This window comes from Nannocystis sp. RBIL2 (genome assembly GCF_026626745.1).
GTDB lineage: Bacteria > Myxococcota_A > Polyangia > Nannocystales > Nannocystaceae > Nannocystis.
Window position 1 is genome coordinate 6,308,026 of sequence record NZ_JAPNJW010000001.1, and the last position, 17,326, is coordinate 6,325,351.

At 67.7% G+C, this 17,326-nt stretch carries 14 protein-coding genes; 8 read left to right on the forward strand and 6 right to left on the reverse strand.

Annotated features, from left to right (window positions below):
- Positions 1-579: 579 nt before the first annotated feature.
- Positions 580-999, forward strand: a complete 420-nt coding sequence (locus OV090_RS25095) for a hypothetical protein (RefSeq protein ID WP_267707000.1) — start codon at positions 580-582, stop codon at positions 997-999.
- 44 nt (positions 1,000-1,043) lie between these two features.
- Here OV090_RS25095 and OV090_RS25100 read toward each other — a convergent pair whose 3' ends face one another.
- The 5 genes from OV090_RS25100 to OV090_RS25120 all read right to left on the reverse strand — a co-directional run bounded on the left by OV090_RS25100 (position 1,044) and on the right by OV090_RS25120 (position 9,429).
- Positions 1,044-1,739, reverse strand: coding sequence for a SprT family zinc-dependent metalloprotease (locus OV090_RS25100; RefSeq protein ID WP_267707002.1), 696 nt, complete (start codon positions 1,737-1,739; stop codon positions 1,044-1,046).
- Positions 1,736-4,984, reverse strand: a complete 3,249-nt coding sequence (locus tag OV090_RS25105; RefSeq protein ID WP_267707004.1) for a type I restriction endonuclease subunit R — start codon at positions 4,982-4,984, stop codon at positions 1,736-1,738. The genes OV090_RS25100 and OV090_RS25105 overlap by 4 nt, the downstream gene beginning before the upstream one ends.
- A 6-nt stretch (positions 4,985-4,990) precedes the next feature.
- Positions 4,991-6,238 carry a restriction endonuclease subunit S gene (locus tag OV090_RS25110; protein WP_267707006.1) on the reverse strand — a complete coding sequence of 416 codons (1,248 nt, stop codon included), beginning with the start codon at positions 6,236-6,238 and terminating at the stop codon, positions 4,991-4,993.
- Positions 6,231-9,023: a class I SAM-dependent DNA methyltransferase gene (locus OV090_RS25115; RefSeq protein WP_267707008.1), complete on the reverse strand. Its 2,793-nt coding sequence runs from the start codon at positions 9,021-9,023 to the stop codon at positions 6,231-6,233. The genes OV090_RS25110 and OV090_RS25115 overlap by 8 nt, the downstream gene beginning before the upstream one ends.
- Before the next feature lie 76 nt (positions 9,024-9,099).
- Complete coding sequence (locus tag OV090_RS25120; protein WP_267707010.1) at positions 9,100-9,429, reverse strand: MerR family transcriptional regulator; 330 nt, start codon at positions 9,427-9,429, stop codon at positions 9,100-9,102.
- Between the two features lie 452 nt (positions 9,430-9,881).
- Between OV090_RS25120 and OV090_RS25125 the strand changes: the two genes are divergently transcribed.
- Genes OV090_RS25125 through OV090_RS25145 form a run of 5 tightly spaced genes read left to right on the forward strand, consistent with a single transcriptional unit; the run spans position 9,882 to position 12,530 of the window.
- Entirely contained in the window at positions 9,882-10,343 is a 462-nt protein-coding gene (locus OV090_RS25125) for a hypothetical protein (RefSeq protein ID WP_267707012.1), read from the forward strand.
- Complete coding sequence (locus OV090_RS25130; protein WP_267707014.1) at positions 10,340-10,699, forward strand: hypothetical protein; 360 nt, start codon at positions 10,340-10,342, stop codon at positions 10,697-10,699. The genes OV090_RS25125 and OV090_RS25130 overlap by 4 nt, the downstream gene beginning before the upstream one ends.
- Positions 10,700-10,735: 36 nt before the next feature.
- Positions 10,736-11,074, forward strand: coding sequence for a hypothetical protein (locus tag OV090_RS25135; protein ID WP_267707016.1), 339 nt, complete (start codon positions 10,736-10,738; stop codon positions 11,072-11,074).
- A gap of 36 nt (positions 11,075-11,110) precedes the next feature.
- Positions 11,111-11,446 (forward strand): MerR family transcriptional regulator, encoded by a 336-nt coding sequence (locus OV090_RS25140; RefSeq protein ID WP_267687087.1) that lies wholly within the window; start codon positions 11,111-11,113, stop codon positions 11,444-11,446.
- Positions 11,406-12,530 carry a hypothetical protein gene (locus OV090_RS25145; RefSeq protein ID WP_267707018.1) on the forward strand — a complete coding sequence of 375 codons (1,125 nt, stop codon included), beginning with the start codon at positions 11,406-11,408 and terminating at the stop codon, positions 12,528-12,530. The genes OV090_RS25140 and OV090_RS25145 overlap by 41 nt, the downstream gene beginning before the upstream one ends.
- 3 nt (positions 12,531-12,533) lie before the next feature.
- Here the strand turns inward: OV090_RS25145 and OV090_RS25150 are convergent, their stop codons facing one another.
- Complete coding sequence (locus OV090_RS25150; protein ID WP_267707020.1) at positions 12,534-14,237, reverse strand: hypothetical protein; 1,704 nt, start codon at positions 14,235-14,237, stop codon at positions 12,534-12,536.
- Positions 14,238-14,380: 143 nt separating this feature from the next.
- Here OV090_RS25150 and OV090_RS25155 point away from each other — a divergent pair, with 143 nt between their 5' ends.
- Both OV090_RS25155 and OV090_RS25160 read left to right on the forward strand, forming a co-directional pair.
- The gene (locus OV090_RS25155) at positions 14,381-15,256 is read left to right on the forward strand and encodes a hypothetical protein (RefSeq protein WP_267707022.1); all 876 of its coding nucleotides are present in this window, start codon (positions 14,381-14,383) and stop codon (positions 15,254-15,256) included.
- 300 nt (positions 15,257-15,556) lie between these two features.
- A complete protein-coding gene (locus OV090_RS25160; protein WP_267707154.1) occupies positions 15,557-16,687 on the forward strand; it encodes a protein kinase in 1,131 nt (376 codons plus the stop codon).
- The last annotated feature ends 639 nt before the right edge of the window (positions 16,688-17,326 follow it).

A 17,326-nucleotide genomic window follows, 5' to 3' on the forward strand; every position in this document is an offset into this window, starting at 1 on the left:
CCTCCCCGTTCCAGCAGTGAAAGCTCTTAGCAAGGGAGGCGACGATGTCGTCGGGTGTATCGGCGACGCCGTCGGGTCCATCCGAGCGCACTTGGAAGTCTTCGTCGGGCCCCATACGGTAATGGATGGGCCTGCCCCATGCATCCACCTCGTGGAAAATCCCGATATCCGCTGTCAGAACCCACTTAGATTCGGAATTGGGATGCGGGCATGCTCCGGAAGGAGGGACTCGGCCCCGAGACCAGTAATACTCCAGGTACCTGGAGTTTGTCTCCACTCTGCCGCGCGTCGTGCCGACAGGATTGTGGTCCTGGCAAACGCAGGCGAGACCGAGCGTAAGCACGAGCAGCAGTATTTTGTCAAGTGCGCGTTTCGGGCCATCTGGCGGAAACATACTGGAAGCAAAGCACGGAAACCTCGACCAAGACGCCGTCTCCATCGTGCAGAAAATCACAAACGGCCGAGAGCGCCATCCACCGCCTTCTGAGGGCCACTCGGCTCGTCGACCTTAACGGCGACCGCTTCCTCAGTCGCGCCAGTTGGCGGCCGCACGCGGGGCTTCCACCGGCATCCGCTCCCGTGTTGCGGCAGTTCCACCGCGGCTATTGCCGCTACGACCGCCAACTCGTCGCTCCCATTTTCGACCGCCCCGATCGCTTCCGCGCCGACCGAATCCGCCTCGGCGACATCGACGGCAGCGGCACCACCGACCTCGTCTACGTCCGGCAGGACGGCGCCCGCGTGTGGCACAACGACCTCCCGCAAAAGTTCGAGACCCGCACCACGCTCGACATCGAGGGCAACACTCTCGAGGTCAGGGACGCCAGGAACAACGTCGCCGAGACGAACACCTTCGCGCCCGGCGGTCTCCAGCTCAAGACCCACAGCGTCGACGCCGGCGCCCGTCTCGCCCCTGCCCAACGTCCTGGGCAACCCCCTGCGCGCCTGGGACAACCGTCCGTGCAACTTGGCCGCCTGATTCGGGCTAACCCGTACTGACGCGGCAGTGCTCGAGGACTACTCCGAAGCGCCCAAGGCGAGGCTCACCAGCTCGTCTCGATCTGCCCGTGGTCGGCGAGCCACTGCTTGCGCGCCGGGTAGTCGGGCAGGACGCGCTCCAGGCGCGCCCAGAATGCCGGAGTATGATGGGGCTCGTGGATGTGGACGAGCTCGTGGACGAGGATGTAGTCGATGATCCGCGGCGGCAGGAGGATGGTCTTCCAGTGGAAGTTGACAGCGCCGCGGCGGCCGCAGGAGCCCCAGCGGTAGCCGAGGTCCTGGACGCGAAGCTCCTCGACGATCACGCCGACGCGCGCGCAGAAGCGGGTGAGGCGCGCGGACAGCCACGCCTGGCCGTGAGCGGTGTACCAAGCGACCATGTCCTCGCGGGCGTGGGCGGCGTCGCGGCGGCGCAGGCAGAACCGGCCGCCGGTGAGCTTGACAGGGACGTCCTGCTTCTCGACGAAGAGCAGGCGGTAGCTGCGGCCGAGGTAGCGGAGGCCCTCCCCGTCGACGAACTGCTTGGCCGGCGCGGGGTGGCGGAGCGCCTCCTTCTCGGCCAGCTTGGTGAAGATCCACATTCGGCGCGAGCGGACGAACGACTCGATGATGTCGCGCGAGCACTGCTCGGGGGCGATGAGGACGAGCTCGCCACCGCGATCGACGGTGATCTGGACGCTGCGCCGGCGCGGGCTGAGACGCAACTCGAACTCGAGGTCGTCGACGGTCAGCGTGCTCATGTCGCGGCGAGCCGGTCGTGGTTGGCCTTGGCCAGCTCCATCAGGCGGTCGGCGAGACGCTCGGCCGCGTCGATGTCGACGATCGAGTGTTCGTCGAGGAACATGAAGATCTGGCCGCGCAGCTCTTCCTGATACGAGGCGTTCTTCCAGAAGCCGACCATGCGCACGCGCTCGCGGATGTGCTCGACGAGCTGGACACACAGGCCCGCGAGCCAGCGCAGATCGCCGGTGGAGACCGGCGTCTCCTGCTCGCGCGCTTGTCGCAGCAGGTCGAGGAAGGGGGCGTGCAGCCGCGGGTCGATCCCCTCGACGCCGGGCTGGGCGTCACGCCCGCGGCGGACCTGCTCGACGAATTCGCTGAGCGCCAGGGCGAGCTGTTCCCAGTTCTCGCCGAACTTCTCCAGGATCTCCTCGAGGCGCTCGGAGAGGCGCTGGAAGTGGACCGGATCCTGGTCGAGGTTCTTGCGGATGTGGTGCCGGATCGCGTGCTCCATCTCGGACGCCTTGGCACGCGGCGAGACCTGCCGGGCGACATGCTCGGCGAACTTGGCGTCGGTGATCGAGATCGGCGGGATCTTGGGGTCGATGCCGAGAGAGACGATGTGCTCGTCGATGAGGCGCTGGACCTTGCGGCCGATCGCCTCGCTGAGCTCGAGGGCGTCATCGCGGTACAGACGCTGCGCGCGGGTGTAGAGCTCGGCGAGCAGCTCGACGTCGCGGACGTAGGGCAGCGCCGCGGGGCGTGGGAGGACGAAGTCGTAGGTGGCGAGGAATTGACGCAGCTTGACGGCGAACTCGGCGCGCAGCCGTTCGTCGCGCAGCAGGTGCACGCAATCGTCTGTCTGAGTGCGCGGGTCGAGACCGCGGCTGGTGAAGATCGCCATCACCCGGGCATGCTGGGTGGCGAGCTTCGGGACTTCGTCGGCCACGCTCTGCAGGGCGCCGTCGATGTCGGCGACGTCATAGGCGCTGAGCGCTTCCTTGAGGTGGCGGGCGACTCCGTAGTAATCGACGATCAGGCCGGCCTTCTTGGCCTTGTACGTGCGATTGACGCGGGCCAGCGCCTGCAGCAGATCGGCCTCGCGCAACGAGCGGTCGAGGTACATGACGCCCTCGACCGGGGCGTCGAAGCCGGTCAGCAGCATCGACTTCACGGCCAGGAAGGCGAGCGGGTCGCGCTTGGCCGGGTCCTTGTGCGTGAAGGGTCGCTTGAAGCGGGCGATCCGCTCGATGACCTTGGCGGAGTCGGTCCACTCCTTGTATTCCGGGAGGTCGTTGTTGCTCGGGGAGATGACGGCCGCAAACTGGAGCTCGGCCAGCAACGCCTCCACCCGCGCGGCGTAGGCGGCGGCGCGGATCTTGGCGGGCTTGCTGGCGAGATCGACGTCGTCGAGGGCGCGCGTCGCGGGATCGAGCGCCCGGGCGTCGCGCAGGAGCTCGTCACGGGCGGCGACGAGAGCGGCCTGGTAGGTGACGGCGGCGCGGCGCGAGTAGGCCACGACCTGGGCCTTGAGGCCCGCGGGTAGGACGTGCTGCACGTAGTGACGGAGGATGTCGCGCGCCTTGGCCTCGATCAGCTTCGGCGCCTCGAGGATCGCGCCGCTGGTGGCGTACTTGCGCTTGATCTGCTCGAGCTCGGCCTCGCTGTGCTCGGCAAACATATCTTCAAAGACCTGGTCGAGGTCGCGGCCGTCAGCGACGGCGCCATCGGCGGTGCGGCCCTCGTAGAGGATCGGGACGGTGGCGCCGTCGGACTCGGACTCGCGGATCGTGTAGCGATCGATCTCGGGGCCGAAGATCTCGGTGGTGCGCTTCTTCGCGCCCATGATGATCGGCGTGCCGGTGAAGCCGATCCGCGCGGCGTTTGGGAGGGCCTGCAGCAGGTGCGCGTGCAGCGTGTTGGTGTGCGAGCGGTGCGCCTCGTCGACGAGGACAAGGATCGCCTCGTCGTCGTTGAGCAGGCCGAGGTCGCCGACGTCGTCGCCGGGCTTGAGCTGCTCGAGGTCGGGGTCCGTGTACTTCTGGATCATCGCAAACACGAGGCCAGGGCCTCGCTTGCGCAGCAGCTCCTTGACGCGCTTGACGGACTTGCCGACCTGCACAGTCTCGCCGGAGAGGCCGGCGGTGTCGGAGAGCTGGCGCTCGAGGTCCTTGCGGTCCGTGACGACGACGACCTTGAAGCGCCGCAGGACCTCCAGCGAGCGCAGCTTGCGGACGAGGAAGACCATGGTGAGGCTCTTGCCCGAGCCCTGCGTGTGCCAGATGATGCCGCCGCGGCGATCGTGCTCGCCGTCCTGGCGGCGGGTCTTGCCGTGCTGGATGCGCTCGAGGGCGCGGTGGACGGCGCGGAACTGCTGGTAGCGGGCGACGAGCTTGATCGTGCGGCCTTCGCTCTGCTTGAAGATCGTGAAGTGGCGGATGATGTCGAGGAGGTGGGCCGGGCGCAGCATGCCAGCCACCAAGCGCTCCTGGCTGTTCAGCTTGGCCTTGCCGCCGAGCTCGGCCCGCACGTCGTCGAGCGAAACCGGGGCGGTGTCCTTCCACTCGAGGTAGTCCGGGGCGTCGGCTCCGATCGTGCCGACGCGCGCGCTGTCACGACAGGTAGCGATGAGGAATTGGTTGGTGTAGAAGAGCCGCTCGTTGCCCTCGTTCAGGTCGGTCTCGCCTGCGGCCTTGCGGCCGTTGTGGTAGCGGCGGAGCTGGTCGATCGCCTGCTCGAGCGGCGAGTTGACGCCCGGGCTCTTGCACTCGACGATGACGACGGGGATCCCATTAATAAAGAGGGCGATGTCCGGGATAATGCAGCGCTTGGCCTGTCCTCCGGGACAGTCGACGCGGAACTGCTGGACGGCCGTGAAGGTGTTGCGCTCGGGGTGCTTCCAGTCGATGAAGTGGACCGTCTGCGCGCGGCCGAAGTCCCAGTCCGGGAGGCCGTCGACCGGGTGGCCCTCCAAGAGCAGCCGGGTGGCGTCCTGGTTGCCCTCCATGAGCCGCGGGGTGGCGATCCGCTCGAGGGCGCTGACGGCCTGGGCGAGTCGGGCGTCGTCGAGCCACGGAGCGCCGTCGCGGAGGTTGATCTGCCGTAGGGCCTTTCGCAGGTCGGATTTAATAAAGACGTCGCGAAAGCTTTCGCGGCCGGTGACGGTCGGCTCCTCATCGTGGCCGACGATCACCTTCCAGCCGAGGCAGGCGAGCTGATCGAGGAAGGGCGCTTCAACTTCGACGTACTCGGGACCTCGGCTCATGTTCTTTCAAAAATTCCCTTCCAAGAGCGGGGTGACGCGGACGCGGCCGGTGAGCAAGTCGTCCATCAGGGCCTGCTTGAGCAGCCGAAGCTTGGCCGCGCTGCCGGTTTCAGTCTCGATCCTTGAGTCCACTTGACTGACGACACTGTTTATAACGCGTTGCTCCGCCAGTGGCGGGAAGGGCAACCGCACCTGCGTGAGCAGAGATGAACTCAAGTTTGTTTGCTGAGATCCGTGCCCCAGTCCTCGGAGATGTTCGTACTTGGCACAGAGTAGCTGGAAAAGAAAGTTCTGGTCCACAATTTGCGGATTGCCCTGGATCGCGGCACAAGCCTGGTTGATGGTCGCGGAGATCTGCAGAATACCGCATCGACCCCGTGTGGCACCTTGCCCGTACATAGCGATCAAGACCGTCGTCGGTGGGAACAGGTCAAGGGATGTGCTGTGCAGAGCGATCTCGGTAACCTTCTCTTCTGTCGTATAAATCGGTGCGAAGCAGATCTCTGCCGTCTTGACCCACGGGATCGATCCCCGAGACCAAAACTGACCGATATCACGCGAGGGAGTGGTTCCAGAGCGGATTTTGGCGACGGTGCCCAGCAGGGGTGTTTCCCAACTCTTGGGGATGCAGCCGAGGGGGGAGTCCTTGAACTGTTCAGGGTGGCGGTCGAGACCTCGGAGTTCGCCGTTGTCGTCGATGCCGCGAGTCAGCAGGTCGTGGAGCAGCCCCTGCTTCACCAACTTGAGCTTGGCAACGAGGTGCTCGGTTTTTCGGACTTGCTCGTCGAGCTGATCGACGAACTCGGAAATGAGTGCCTGTTCGTCACAGGAGGGCGCGTACACCGGCAGACGACGCATTGACGTCCACGATGTTCTCGGCATCTTCGTTCCGATGGACGTCTGGATCGCGCGGGAGAACACGTTCCCGGACTGGAACAAACGCGCGACGAAGCCGGGGAGGTAGCCCGCGTTGGGCCGCAGGATGAGGATGTCGGTGGAGCAGTAGCCGGGGAATGGTGCGAGGACGGTCTTGCGAAGGTTTGGACGGAGTTTTCCGAAGAGAGTGTCGCCTTGTTCGAAAATACCATTGATGCTAATCGAATTGGCGGCACTACCGAAGCCGAGCAGATCTGGAGAGTCCGTTTTCATGTGCTCCAGGCCAACGTACGGGCGGGTCAGCTCCTTTGACCCAGCGGTCTTTTCAGTGACCAGCCTAGCCACCGTGTCGAGAGAAACCAGCGGACGATCAGACATATCCGAGCCTCCCGAGGAACCCGCGCAGGGTCGTGCTGGCTGCGTCACGGTCGGCTTCGATGCTCGTCAGCGTCACGCGGTACTTGTCCCACCAGGTCTCGAACGCTGCGACGACGCGCTGGAGCTCGGCGTCGGCGTAGCGAGCGAGGATCGCGTCCAGATGGCCGCGGAGGATGTCGAGCACCAAGTCGCGGGCCTTGTCGCCAGACAGGGTGGTGCAGGCTTCGCGCAGGCGCGAGGTCAGGTTCGCCTGGGCGGTCTTGATCGCCTTCTTGGCGTCGGCGAGCTGTTTCTTGAGCGCCTTGAGCTGCTCCTCGGACAGGGCCTCCTCGCCCTCGCCTTCCTCGGGTTCGCTCTCCTCGGCGTCCTCGTCGCCCTCGCTGGCGGTGGCGCCCTTGATCGTCGCCTCGAGCTCGGCCCGCTTCGCGCCTAGCTCGGCGAGGTCGTTGAGGTAGCCGGGGAGCAGGCGGGTGACGAGTGGGTGGTCGAGCGGGCTGTCTTTGCCGCGGGGCTCCTCGAGTCCGGCGAGGATGCTGGTCTCCCAGGCGAGGACGAGGCCGTAGAAGCCGCGGCTGGCGATCGTGCGGATGTCGTTCTGCGCGTCCTCCCACCACGAGGCGATCACGCCGGCGACCTGGTAGCGGTCGAGCGAGCCGACCGGGCGCAGCGCGGCCTCGAAGCTGGTCAGGAGCTTCTCGCGCGCGACCATCGGCGCGCCGGTCTTCGGCAAGTCGCCCAGGGTCTTGCAGGCGCCGGTCCACCAGCCCGACACCGCGTTCAGCAGTTGCTCGCGGCGGGCCAGCACCCGGGCGTCCTGGCGAAGCATCCGCGCCAGTTCCGACCGCTCACCGAGGCTGGCGGTGAAGTCGAGGTAGGCTGCGTCGCACGGCGTGAAGTAGCGCTGCGGGTCGAGGCCCTGGGCGGCGAACAGCGGCTGCTTCGCGGCGATCTCGGCGCGCGGCACTCCGCCGAACAGGTGGGCGCGGACGTCCTGCGGCTCGGGCGGCGGCGCGTTGTCGGCGTAGCGGCGGATGTTGAGGTTGTCGGCGTTGTCGCGCAGCTCCGCGCGGTCGACCACGCGGGCGAAGCCCGGCACGTCGGCGAACTCCTCCCAGGTGCGGACGATCTTCTCGATGTGCTCGGGGTAGAGGTAGTTCTGGGCCCGGCCCTCGGTGTATTCGCGGTCGGCGTTGATGAACAGCACCTTGCCGCGGCGCTCGCGGGACTTCGAGCCGGGGGCGCGGAGGACCAGGATGCAGGCGGGAATGCCTGTCCCGTAGAACAGGTTGGGGCCGAGGCCGATCACCGCGTCGAGCTGGTCGGCGTCGAGGATCCCCGCGCGGATCTCCCGCTCCTTGCCGCCGCGGAACAGCACGCCGTGGGGCATCACCGTCACCGCCATGCCGCCGGGCTTGAGCACCGCGAGCATGTGCTGGACGAACATGAGGTCCGCCTTCTTGCCGGTCTCGGGGCACCAGCCGAAGCGGAAGCGCTCGGGGAACGGGATGTTCGCCGCGCTGTAGTTCTGCGAGAACGGAGGGTTCGAGAGCACGCGGTCGAAGGGCACCAGCTCGCCGCCCTCGGTGTGCTTGGGCTCGGCGAGGGTGTCGCCGTTCTGCACGTCGGCGCCGGCGATGCCGTGCAGAAGCATGTTCATCTTGGAGATCGCCCAGACGCCGCCGTTCGACTCCTGACCGTAGAGCGCGAGGTTTTTGATGTTGCGGCGGTGCTCGTCGAGGTACTCACGCGCGAGCACCAGCATGCCGCCCGAGCCCGAGCAGGGGTCGTAGACGCTCATGCCCTCGTCGGGCCGGGCGATCCGCACCATCAGGCGGACGACGGAGCGCGGGGTGTAGAACTCTCCGCCCTTCTTGCCGGCGGAGTCGGCGAAGTCGCGGATCAAATACTCGTAGGCGGCACCGAGGAGATCGGGGTACTCGAAGTCCTCGTTGCGCAGGCGGTGCTCGGAAAAATGGTCGATGAGGTCGCGCAGGCGGGCGTCGGGGATCTTCGACTGGCCGACCTTGCGGTTGAAGTCGATGTGAGTGACGACGCCCTCGAGGCTGGTGTTCTCGTGCTCGAGCGCGCCGAGGGCCTTGTTGAGGCCGTCACCGACGTTGTGGTGCAGCTCGTCGCGGATGTACGTCCAGCGGGCGATCGGCGGGACGTAGAAGGTGCCGGCGCCGGTGTAATAGGCGGCGTTGTCGAGGCGCTTGGCGGCCTCGGCCCGGGTCCGGCCCTTCTCGAGCTCCTTGGCGAGGTTCTGCTCGTAGCGCGCCTCGAACTCGTCGGAGCAGCGCTTCAAGAACAACATCCCGAAGATGTATTCCTTGAACTCGGAGGCATCCATCTTGCCGCGCAGGATGTCGGCGGCGGCGAAGAGGTGGCGCTCGAGCTGCGGGAGCGTGAGCGGGCCTTGGGGACGCGGCGACAGCGGTGACGGCGCAGGCGATGCCGGCGCGGTCAGGGGAAGTTGCCCCTGGGCCGGGGCCGGGCGCGCGGGGGCTGGCGGGTCGTCCTCGGCCGGCGCCTTGCCGAGGAGGCGCGCGGCGAGCACCGCCCTCTCGCGGCCGGAGCTGTCCACGCCAAGGTCGCGGCAGAGCTCCTGCAGACGGTCACGCGAGTAGTTCTCGAGGATGGGGCCTAGCTTGGCCTTCTTGGAGGCGGCAATAGCCTCGAGCATGGCCGCAGGGCTGCGACGGTCGGCCGTGAGCTGGAAGTGCTCCAGGAGGGCGAGGAGCTCGTCCCGGGTGAGCTTGGCGAGGAGGTCGCGCTTGGTCGGCATTCCGTGCGGCTGCGAGAGTACGGCACTTGGGGCCGGCCGGACATCGCGCGCACTTGGCGCATTCCCGGGGACGGCCTCAGCTACGCGGCGCGTTCGCAGCGCTGGGCTGCTGCATCGGGATGCTCCCCTCGCGCCCTTGATTTGCATCGCGCTCCGCCAACGCGGCGAGCACTTCGGCCGTCGTGAACCCCGCCGCGCGGCGGTGCGCGATATAGCGCGCGCGCTCGACCGCCCACGCGGGGAAGCGATTGAACACGCCGCCCGGCGAACCCTGGGAGACCTTCGTCGGCGCTGGCAAGAGGCCCTGAGCCACCCACGCCGCCACGGTCCGGCGCGTGACGCCGGCCGCCCGCACGATGTCTTCGGTCGTGGCGAACGCGGGGTCCAGGCGGCGGGGCTGCGTCACGGTCGTGGAGTGTAAGCCGGCCCGGGGGCGGCGCGCCACTTGCGGGGCGCGTCGCTCGAGGATAGTTTGATTTCCCACTGAAAGTACATTGAGTTCTCATGGCTCGTATCGGTTCCACGCCTACCGTCACCCGCCCCCCCTGCCGGCCGTCTGTTGTTCTCCAGCGAGGACCGAAACCTCGCCGCCAACCTCGCTGCACTCGTGCGCTACGCCGTCGAGTCCGCGCCCAGCGTGGAGAGCTGCGCGGCCCGGCTCGGGGTCTCGATGCAGAAGCTCCGCCAGCTCGCGCGCGCTGCGGGCGTGTCCCTCGAGTTCAGTGCGGGCAAACCTGCCTCCGCCTCCTCGATGCCGGTCCCCGGCCGGCCGGCGGCGACGGCGCCTGCCGCACGGCCGCGTTCCTCCACGTTCACCACCTCGGTGTCGAGGCCTGTCGCGCAGAAGGGAGGGAGGCGATGAAACCCGTCGCTGCCGGAGAGGCTCTCGCCTCGCAGCCCAAGATCCGGTGGAAGGCGTCGGGTCCCGCCATGCGCAACCGTGACGGCACAGTGGACATGGGCGGGACGATCCACGTCGTGCGGCAGGACGACGGGCGCTACACCGTCAAGTACGCCGGGAAGGTTCGTGCCGCGGACCTCGACGACACCGAGACCGCGAAGCAGTGGGCGCGCGACCACGTGGCGGCGTGGGTGGAGGAGGCGGCAGCCGCGCGCAAAGCCCAGGAGGAGAACCTGGTGCGCAAGAACGCCGAGTACGCGGCGCACCAGGAGCGCCGCAAGAAGGCGGCTCGGGAGCTCCAGGAGCTCGGTGTCCTCGCACGTGCTGTGCCGGGCCTCATCGTCCTCGACACGTACGTTGCCGAGGACCTGGCCGAGCGGCTCCGAGACGCGCGCGCACTGCGGGAGGCCCAGCCATGACACAGCACTCGCCGGCCGAGCTCGACGTCGACATCGCTACGGAGGATGTGCCGGCGCCTCCGCTCGGGGCACCGGCGGACTTCCGGGAGCGATTGGCGCTGGCGCTCCGTACGACCGAGCCGAAGGTCCTCGAGACCGCCGAGGCCGGCTACCGCGGCATCTACCCCTCCAAGCACGACTACATCGTCGAGCGGATCGCCGAACACCTGAACCCGAGCCTCGCCTGGGTGCTGGCGTGCGCCGTCCCCGAGAGCCTTCAGCGCGGCTACGAGTCTGGGGCGGTGGTCGTGTGGTCGATCCCGCTCGGGGAGGGCAACTGCATGGTCTTCGAGACGCGGCTGCAGCCCTGGGCCTGATGCCCCGGGCCGCGCCTGGCGTACACTCCGCGGACCGTGACGCCGCCGCCACGCAACCTCGATCCGTCGTTCGCCACGACCGAAGACATCATGAACGCCGCCGGCATCACGCGGAAGACCGTGGCGGCGTGGGTTGCTTGCGGCTTCCTGCCCACGCCGATACGGGTATCGCAGGGCACCGTCGGCGGCGTGTTCAACCGCTTCCCCGCGTGGGCAGTCGAGCGGGCCCGCTTCGTCGCGCAGCGCCGGGCGGCCGGCTTCACGCAGGACGAGATCCTCGAGATGCTGGCCGAGCTCGACGCGCGCCAGGGCATCGCCGGCAAGGCCGCGGCGCCGCCGCGGAAGGACAAGGGGCGCAGCACCGGCCGGAAGTAGCGCGAACACCGTCTGGCGGCGTATCCTCGCCGAACCATGACCGAACGCCGCCGGCTGGACCCGTCGTTCGCCACGACCACGGACATCATGGAGGCCGCGGGCATCACCCGCCGCACCGTCACGGCGTGGATCAACGCTGGGCTCTTGCCACGGCCGATCAAGATCTCGCTCGGCAGCCCCGGCGGGGTGTTTAATCGATTCCCAATGAGCGCGCTCGGACAGGCGCGCTTCGTCGCCGCCAAGCGGGCCGAGGGCCTGTCGCTCGAGCAGATTGCAGAGCTGCTCGCCGCGCAGGCTGGCGCAGCCGCACGCTCTAAGGTACGATCGCGCGATGCCGCGCCCAAGTCTGCTCGCGCCAGTCGCCGCCGCTAGCCTGGCGGTCGCGTGCGGCGACTCGACGGCGACCACCGGCTTCACGACCACGCCGAGCACGACGATGCCCCCGCTCAGCACGAGCGGCGCCGACAGCTCCGGCGGCACCAGCAGCACGAGCACGAGCACGAGCACGGGCTCTGGGTCCGGCGGTGAGGACAGCACGGCAGGCTCGAGCAGCACGAGCATGAGCGGCGTCTCCGACGTCGGGTCGATCCCGGATTTCCCGAGCACGCCCGGCTGCAAGGGCAAGATCGACTTCCTGTTCGTGATCTCGTCGAACTACGAGATGTCATACCACCAGGTCCAGCTCCAGGAGGCGTTCCCGGAGTTCGTTAAGATCCTCGAGGCCGACTTCGCCGACTTCGACTACCATGTGATGGTCGTCGATGCCTCGCTTCCCTTCCTCCCGAGCTGCGACATCTGCTACTCCTGCTCGCAGGTGATGTGTGAAGGCCCGGGCTGCTCGCAGTGGGATGGGCCACCGGATTACCCGTGCAACGAGATCTTCGAGGAGTGCACGGGTGTCTATGGCGCAGGAGTGACGATCGTCGGGAACTTCGACGCCTCGAACACGCGCTGCCTGCCTGCAGAAGGGCCTCGCTTCATCACCAGGGACGATCCCGATCTCAAGGGCACGTTCGATTGCATTTCAAAACTCGGCGCCGGGCCGAAGGAGCCCAAAGCCGCCCGCTCGATGCTCAAGGCGCTCGAGCCGGAGATCTTGAGCAAGTGGGGCTGCAACAAGGGCTTCCTGCGACCTGATGCACTCCTGGCGATCGTGATCGTGGCTGGTGAGGACGGCCTTACGCCTGGGACGCCGGCGGAGTGGTACGCCGATGTCCTCGAGGCCAAGCAGGGCAACGAGGACGCGCTCGTCACCCTCGTGTTTTCCCACGATCGCGATCTGCCGGACCCAAAGTGCGAGGGCCCAGAGGCGGGCGCGAACGTGATGCGCCTCTTCGCCGAAGAGGGGAAGCATGGGCGCTTTGCCAGCATGTGCGAGCCGAGTTACGTCCCGTTCATGCAGGAGATGGCGGGGACGATCCTCGAGCAGTGCTCGGTCTTCATCCCGCCACAGTGAGCATCAGCCGCGGATCATCCCCATGATCCATTGCACCGCGCCGTCGACCTCCTCCGAGCCGGTCCACGCGCACATGTACTCGCACGCCAGCCCGAGTACACGGTCCTGCCCATTCGACATGCCGTTGCGCTTCATGTAGTCCACGCGGGGCGAGGCCGCATCTTCGACCGTGAAGATCCAAGCGTTGTCGCCGCCGAGGTTCTCGTGGACGGTCGCGCCGACGATCGTCGAGCCCTCCATGTTCGTGCCGATCCCATAGCAGGTGGACGCGCCGGGCGTACTTTCGAGGCGCGGGGCCTTCGCTTCCGAAAGATCCTCCCCCAGCCAGCGGATCAGGATCTGCGGCTTGTTCGTCGGGATGTCGGTCTCGTTCTGCGCGTATCCGCAGAGCACGACGCCAGTCGTGGCTGGCGCGGCCGCGAAGATCGTGTCGTTCACCATCTTGTCGCCCGGCGATGTCCAGTCGCCGACGCGCTTGCCTTTGCCCTCGTAGGACAGCACAACCCCCCGGAGATGGAGCTTCTTGGTCACAGGATCACGCACCTCACGCCCGCCCGCTACTGCGACGCGGCCGCTCGCCAGCACCGCGATCGCATGTCCGCGCTCGCTGCGCTCCTCGAGCTCGTCCTCCACGTCTTTGAAGATATCGGGGCCGAACGCCTGCTTGTCAGGGCCGTAGACCCACGTCGCCATGTCCCAGACGTCGGGCCCCTTCGCCACGCGCACCGCCCCGGCGACGTAGATCGATCCGTCCTTCGTGATGCCAGTGCCGCGCGCCTCGGTCCCGATCGGCCCGAGCACCTCCCAGATCAGACCGCCGCCGGATCCGAAGCGCGCGACGTACATCCGCGGTTCGCCGTCGACCTGCGCCGTGCCGACCGCGACGATGTTGCCCTCGCCGTCCACCGCGAGCGCGTTCAGGCCGAGGTTCCCCGTCTTCAGCTCCACGCGCTGCGTCCAGTCGGTGTGCTGCTGGGTCCATCCGTCGCTCGTGGCGATCCACGTGCCCGACTTGTCGTAGCGGCGCAGGGTGGCCAGGATCTGGTTGTTCTCCCAGCGGACGCCGGCGCCGATGGCGTTGTTGCCGTCCAGCGCGACCGCCCCGCCGCTGCTGAACTGGCCGTCGTTCGGCTCGAGGGTGGTCCAGACCGTGCTGCCCGGCTCCTTGATCAGGCTCGGCTGGTAGATGGACGCCTCCGCGGTTTGACCGGCCGCGTCGCGCACGACGACCGATAGGTTGCTGCCCGGATTGTTCGTCGGGCCGCTCGTAACCGGGAAGACGAACGGCGCTCCCGCGGGGCCCGTGGCGATCACCACGCCGTCGTCGAGAAGATCCGCCTCGACCGCGTCGGCGCTCGCCTTGTAGGTGACGACGGTGGGCCCGACCTCGAACGCCTCCGGCGGATCGCACGCGAGATCTTCGATCCACGGCGGGGGATCGCTTGGCTCGCCCGTCGACGTCCAGGTGCCGTCCGAGGTGTCCGTGTCCTCGCTGCCGCCCCCGGTGAATGCGTCGGACGTCATGATGCTGGGCCCCGAGCTGCTGCCGGACGTGCCGTCTGCTCCATCTCCGGTGCTCCCGGCGTCCGCGTCGCAGTAGGTCATGGAGATGCTGCAAGCCGCCAGATCCGCCCCGTCGAAGCACCCGGATGTCAGCAACGCGGCGGAATGGATCACGAGCAGGGAGCGGCGCACGGTCCGGATCATGCCTGCCACAGTAGAGCAAGTTCGCCCGCCGTGTCAGGCGGGGGTGGGCAACCGCATGTGAGATAATTACCCACTGAAAACGCAAACGTGGCGTGTTGCCTGGCGGAGATCCGGTACCATCCGCGGTCATGATGCTTCTTCCCGTGTTCCTGGCGGTGCTGCTGGCCCCGGCCTCCGCCGAGCCGTGGCAGGTACACGCGGCCGAATGCCAGCGACGCAAGGCCGCGGGGGAGCACGCCGAGGCAGGCGACGCTTGCCGCCAAGCGTTCGAAGCTGTGCCAGAAGGCCCGCAATCGTTCGACCAGCGCTCTCTGCTCGCGTTCTCCGCCGTCCGCCTCTACAAGAAGGCGCACAAGGCCAGCAACGACGTAGCACCGCTCTGCAGCGCTGCCGCGCTACTGCGAACGTTCGAGGCGCAGCTCGCCATCCTGCCGCCTAACGAGCGCCCAGGAGATCGGGCGGGCGTCGCTGACGCCCTGCGAGAGATCGAGCCGCGGATCGCCGGCATGTGCACGGAGGGATCCGCGGACGACCTGGTCGCTATCGGTCGTTCGGACGGCAAGCCCAGGACCGATCCTCCGGCCTCACCCGCTCAAGCGGTGGTCGTCCAGCCCGCGCGTCCCGCGACGACCTCGACGACCGACCGTCTGACCCCGAGCGGCGAGCACCGCCCGCTCCGTATCGCTGGATGGACCACGCTCGGCGTCGGGCTGACCCTCGGCGGTGGGGCGATCGCCATGCTCGTGAAGGGAGCCACGATGGACATGCAGGTCGACAGCTTGAACGCCACGTACCCCGCCGGCACCATGATTCCTCAGGCGGAAGCGCAACGCTTCCATGACTTCACACGCCAGGGAGAACGCGCCAACGACCTGGCGCTCGGCCTCGGTGTCCCGGCGCTCGCTCTGTTCATCTCCGGCGTGACGCTGCTGGGGATCGATACTCATCAACGGCGCACCGATCGCCGCTTCGCGGTGCATCCTGGCCCGGCGGGCCTCCGCCTCACGATGGAGTTCTGAGCATGTTCACGGAACCGGATCAGGGCTTCCGACCGCGCATCGCCCACGACTTCACCGGCGAGACTCTCGGAGGTCGATACCACCTCGACTATCGGATCGGCTACGGCGCCGCCGCCTCGATCTACGCGGCGACGTGCAAGAACACAGGAGCGATCTTCGCGCTCAAGGTGCTCCATCCCGACCACGACGACGACGCGGTCGAGGTCCAGCGGTTCAAGCAGGAGGGACTGCTCGCCGCGCAGATCCGGCATCCGAACCTGATCCCGGCCTACGACGCCGGGTGGCGGCGGGCGCCACTTTATCGCCATGGAGCTCGTCGAAGGCAAGTCGCTGGCGGACGTGCTCAAGGACGGGCCCATCTCGTGGGAGCGAAGCGCCTCGATCGTCTGCGATGTGCTCGCGGGGCTCGCGGCGCTCCACGAGCGAGCCGTCGCGCACCGCGACATCTCGCCCAACAACTGCATCCTCGAGTCCATCGGCGGTAACGAACGCGCCCGCCTCTCCGACCTCGGCTACGCGCACGTCGTCGAGGGCATGTCCGAGGCCGAGGGTTTGAAGCTCGGCGTGCCACCCGAATCGGTGCCGATGATGATCTTCGGGACGCCGTACTTCATCGCCCCGGAACGTCTGCGCGGCAGCCCAGGAGACTTCCGGGCCGACATCTACTCCGTGGGTGCACTCTGGTACACGATGCTCACCGGCGAGGCGCTCCCCGATCCGCGCGACTCGGACCCTGTTGCCGTCGCGCAGCGGCTCGATCTGCCGCCGAAGCTGCGCGCCGTGCTGCTCGGCGCGGTCGAGATCCACATGCGGCGTCACCACAGCGCCGCGTCGATGGCCGACGCGATCCGCAAAGCGCTCGAGGATCTCCGGGCTCCATCGAATGGATCGATCCACAAGATGCTCGCGGCCCTCCACGACCAACGCAGACGCACGCGGTGGCTCAAGACCTTCGCGCCGCTGCTGGTCGTCCCGGTCTGGCTCGCGGTCCAACCCGAGCCAATCTCGTTCGCGTATCCCGACCCGATGGCGGTCGTGGCATCGCCGGTGGTGGCTGCCTGTCCGGAGCTACCTGTCGCCACGGCTGTAGACCCGGAGCCTGCGACACGACCGGAGCCCGCGCCTTCACCCACGGCGCCGGCCACTCCGCCGCCGGAGTGGAAGCCCGACGCGCAGGTGTTGGTGGAGATGCACGCCGACGAGCCGCGTGTTGCCTCTCGCCGTGAGGAGGCTGCCTCCGCGCGCGTGTTCAACCTCCGGCGCGCTCTGGCGAAGTGCAAACCGCCCGGACCGATGTCGCTCGAGATAGCGATCGTCCCTGGCGAGAAGACGCAGATCGATGGTGAGCCCGCGGAGGGCGAGCTCGGGCGCTGCGTCGAGCGCGTGCTCGCCTCGCACCCGCCGAAACGTGCCGAGACGATTCATCTCTAAATTGGCGATCGGTCGGAAGGTCACGAAGCCGCGATCACCGCCCGCGCCGCAGGCGCTGTGCTGGACGCCGGAACCTAAGTTCGCAGCCGGTCGACCGCCAGCTCGATCCGGCCGCATGATGTTGGCGGTTCTGCAGGGCTTACGTCAGGGGCCCCAGCGAGCTCGCCGGAAGTGGCCCCTGCGTGCGGAGCTCTGCTCGTCGCCATGCCTGTCGTCCTCGTGATGGTGCCTCTCGTGGACAGCATCGTCGCCCTCCGCCTGGCGACGACCGGCGCCACGTGTGGGGCCCCTGCGGCCACCGGGGCATGGCCCTCGTGGTGGCCATCGGCGTAGCCCGCGAGCGGGGCCCTACAGGCGGCATCTGACTGCCATCTGACCCGCCTGGCAGGCCTGATCTCGCAGTATGACGCCGACCAACAGCGGTGTCACCTGCCTGCAAGTCGGCGTGCGATCGATGGCCGGCAGGTGAGCGTCTTCCTGCAAGATGCAGCGCGTCGGCTCGTCACCTGGCTGCACGTCGACGCGCACTGACTGTCGACCCCCGACGACGATCCTGGTGTCGGACGTCGCCCACCCGTTGGTAGCGACCGGTGTCGAAGTCACCTGCCTGTGCGGCGCGCTTCGAGCGGCTGACGCATG

What these genes read in the sequence shown, in the direction of transcription:
- OV090_RS25100 (WP_267707002.1), bottom strand. Translation starts at nt 1,739, where the DNA reads ATGAGCACGCTGACCGTCGACGACCTCGAGTTCGAGTTGCGTCTCAGC.
- OV090_RS25105 (WP_267707004.1), bottom strand. Translation starts at nt 4,984, where the DNA reads ATGAGCCGAGGTCCCGAGTACGTCGAAGTTGAAGCGCCCTTCCTCGAT.
- OV090_RS25110 (WP_267707006.1), bottom strand. Translation starts at nt 6,238, where the DNA reads ATGTCTGATCGTCCGCTGGTTTCTCTCGACACGGTGGCTAGGCTGGTC.
- OV090_RS25115 (WP_267707008.1), bottom strand. Translation starts at nt 9,023, where the DNA reads ATGCCGACCAAGCGCGACCTCCTCGCCAAGCTCACCCGGGACGAGCTC.
- OV090_RS25125 (WP_267707012.1), top strand. Translation starts at nt 9,882, where the DNA reads ATGAAACCCGTCGCTGCCGGAGAGGCTCTCGCCTCGCAGCCCAAGATC.
- OV090_RS25130 (WP_267707014.1), top strand. Translation starts at nt 10,340, where the DNA reads ATGACACAGCACTCGCCGGCCGAGCTCGACGTCGACATCGCTACGGAG.
- OV090_RS25140 (WP_267687087.1), top strand. Translation starts at nt 11,111, where the DNA reads ATGACCGAACGCCGCCGGCTGGACCCGTCGTTCGCCACGACCACGGAC.
- OV090_RS25145 (WP_267707018.1), top strand. Translation starts at nt 11,406, where the DNA reads ATGCCGCGCCCAAGTCTGCTCGCGCCAGTCGCCGCCGCTAGCCTGGCG.
- OV090_RS25150 (WP_267707020.1), bottom strand. Translation starts at nt 14,237, where the DNA reads ATGATCCGGACCGTGCGCCGCTCCCTGCTCGTGATCCATTCCGCCGCG.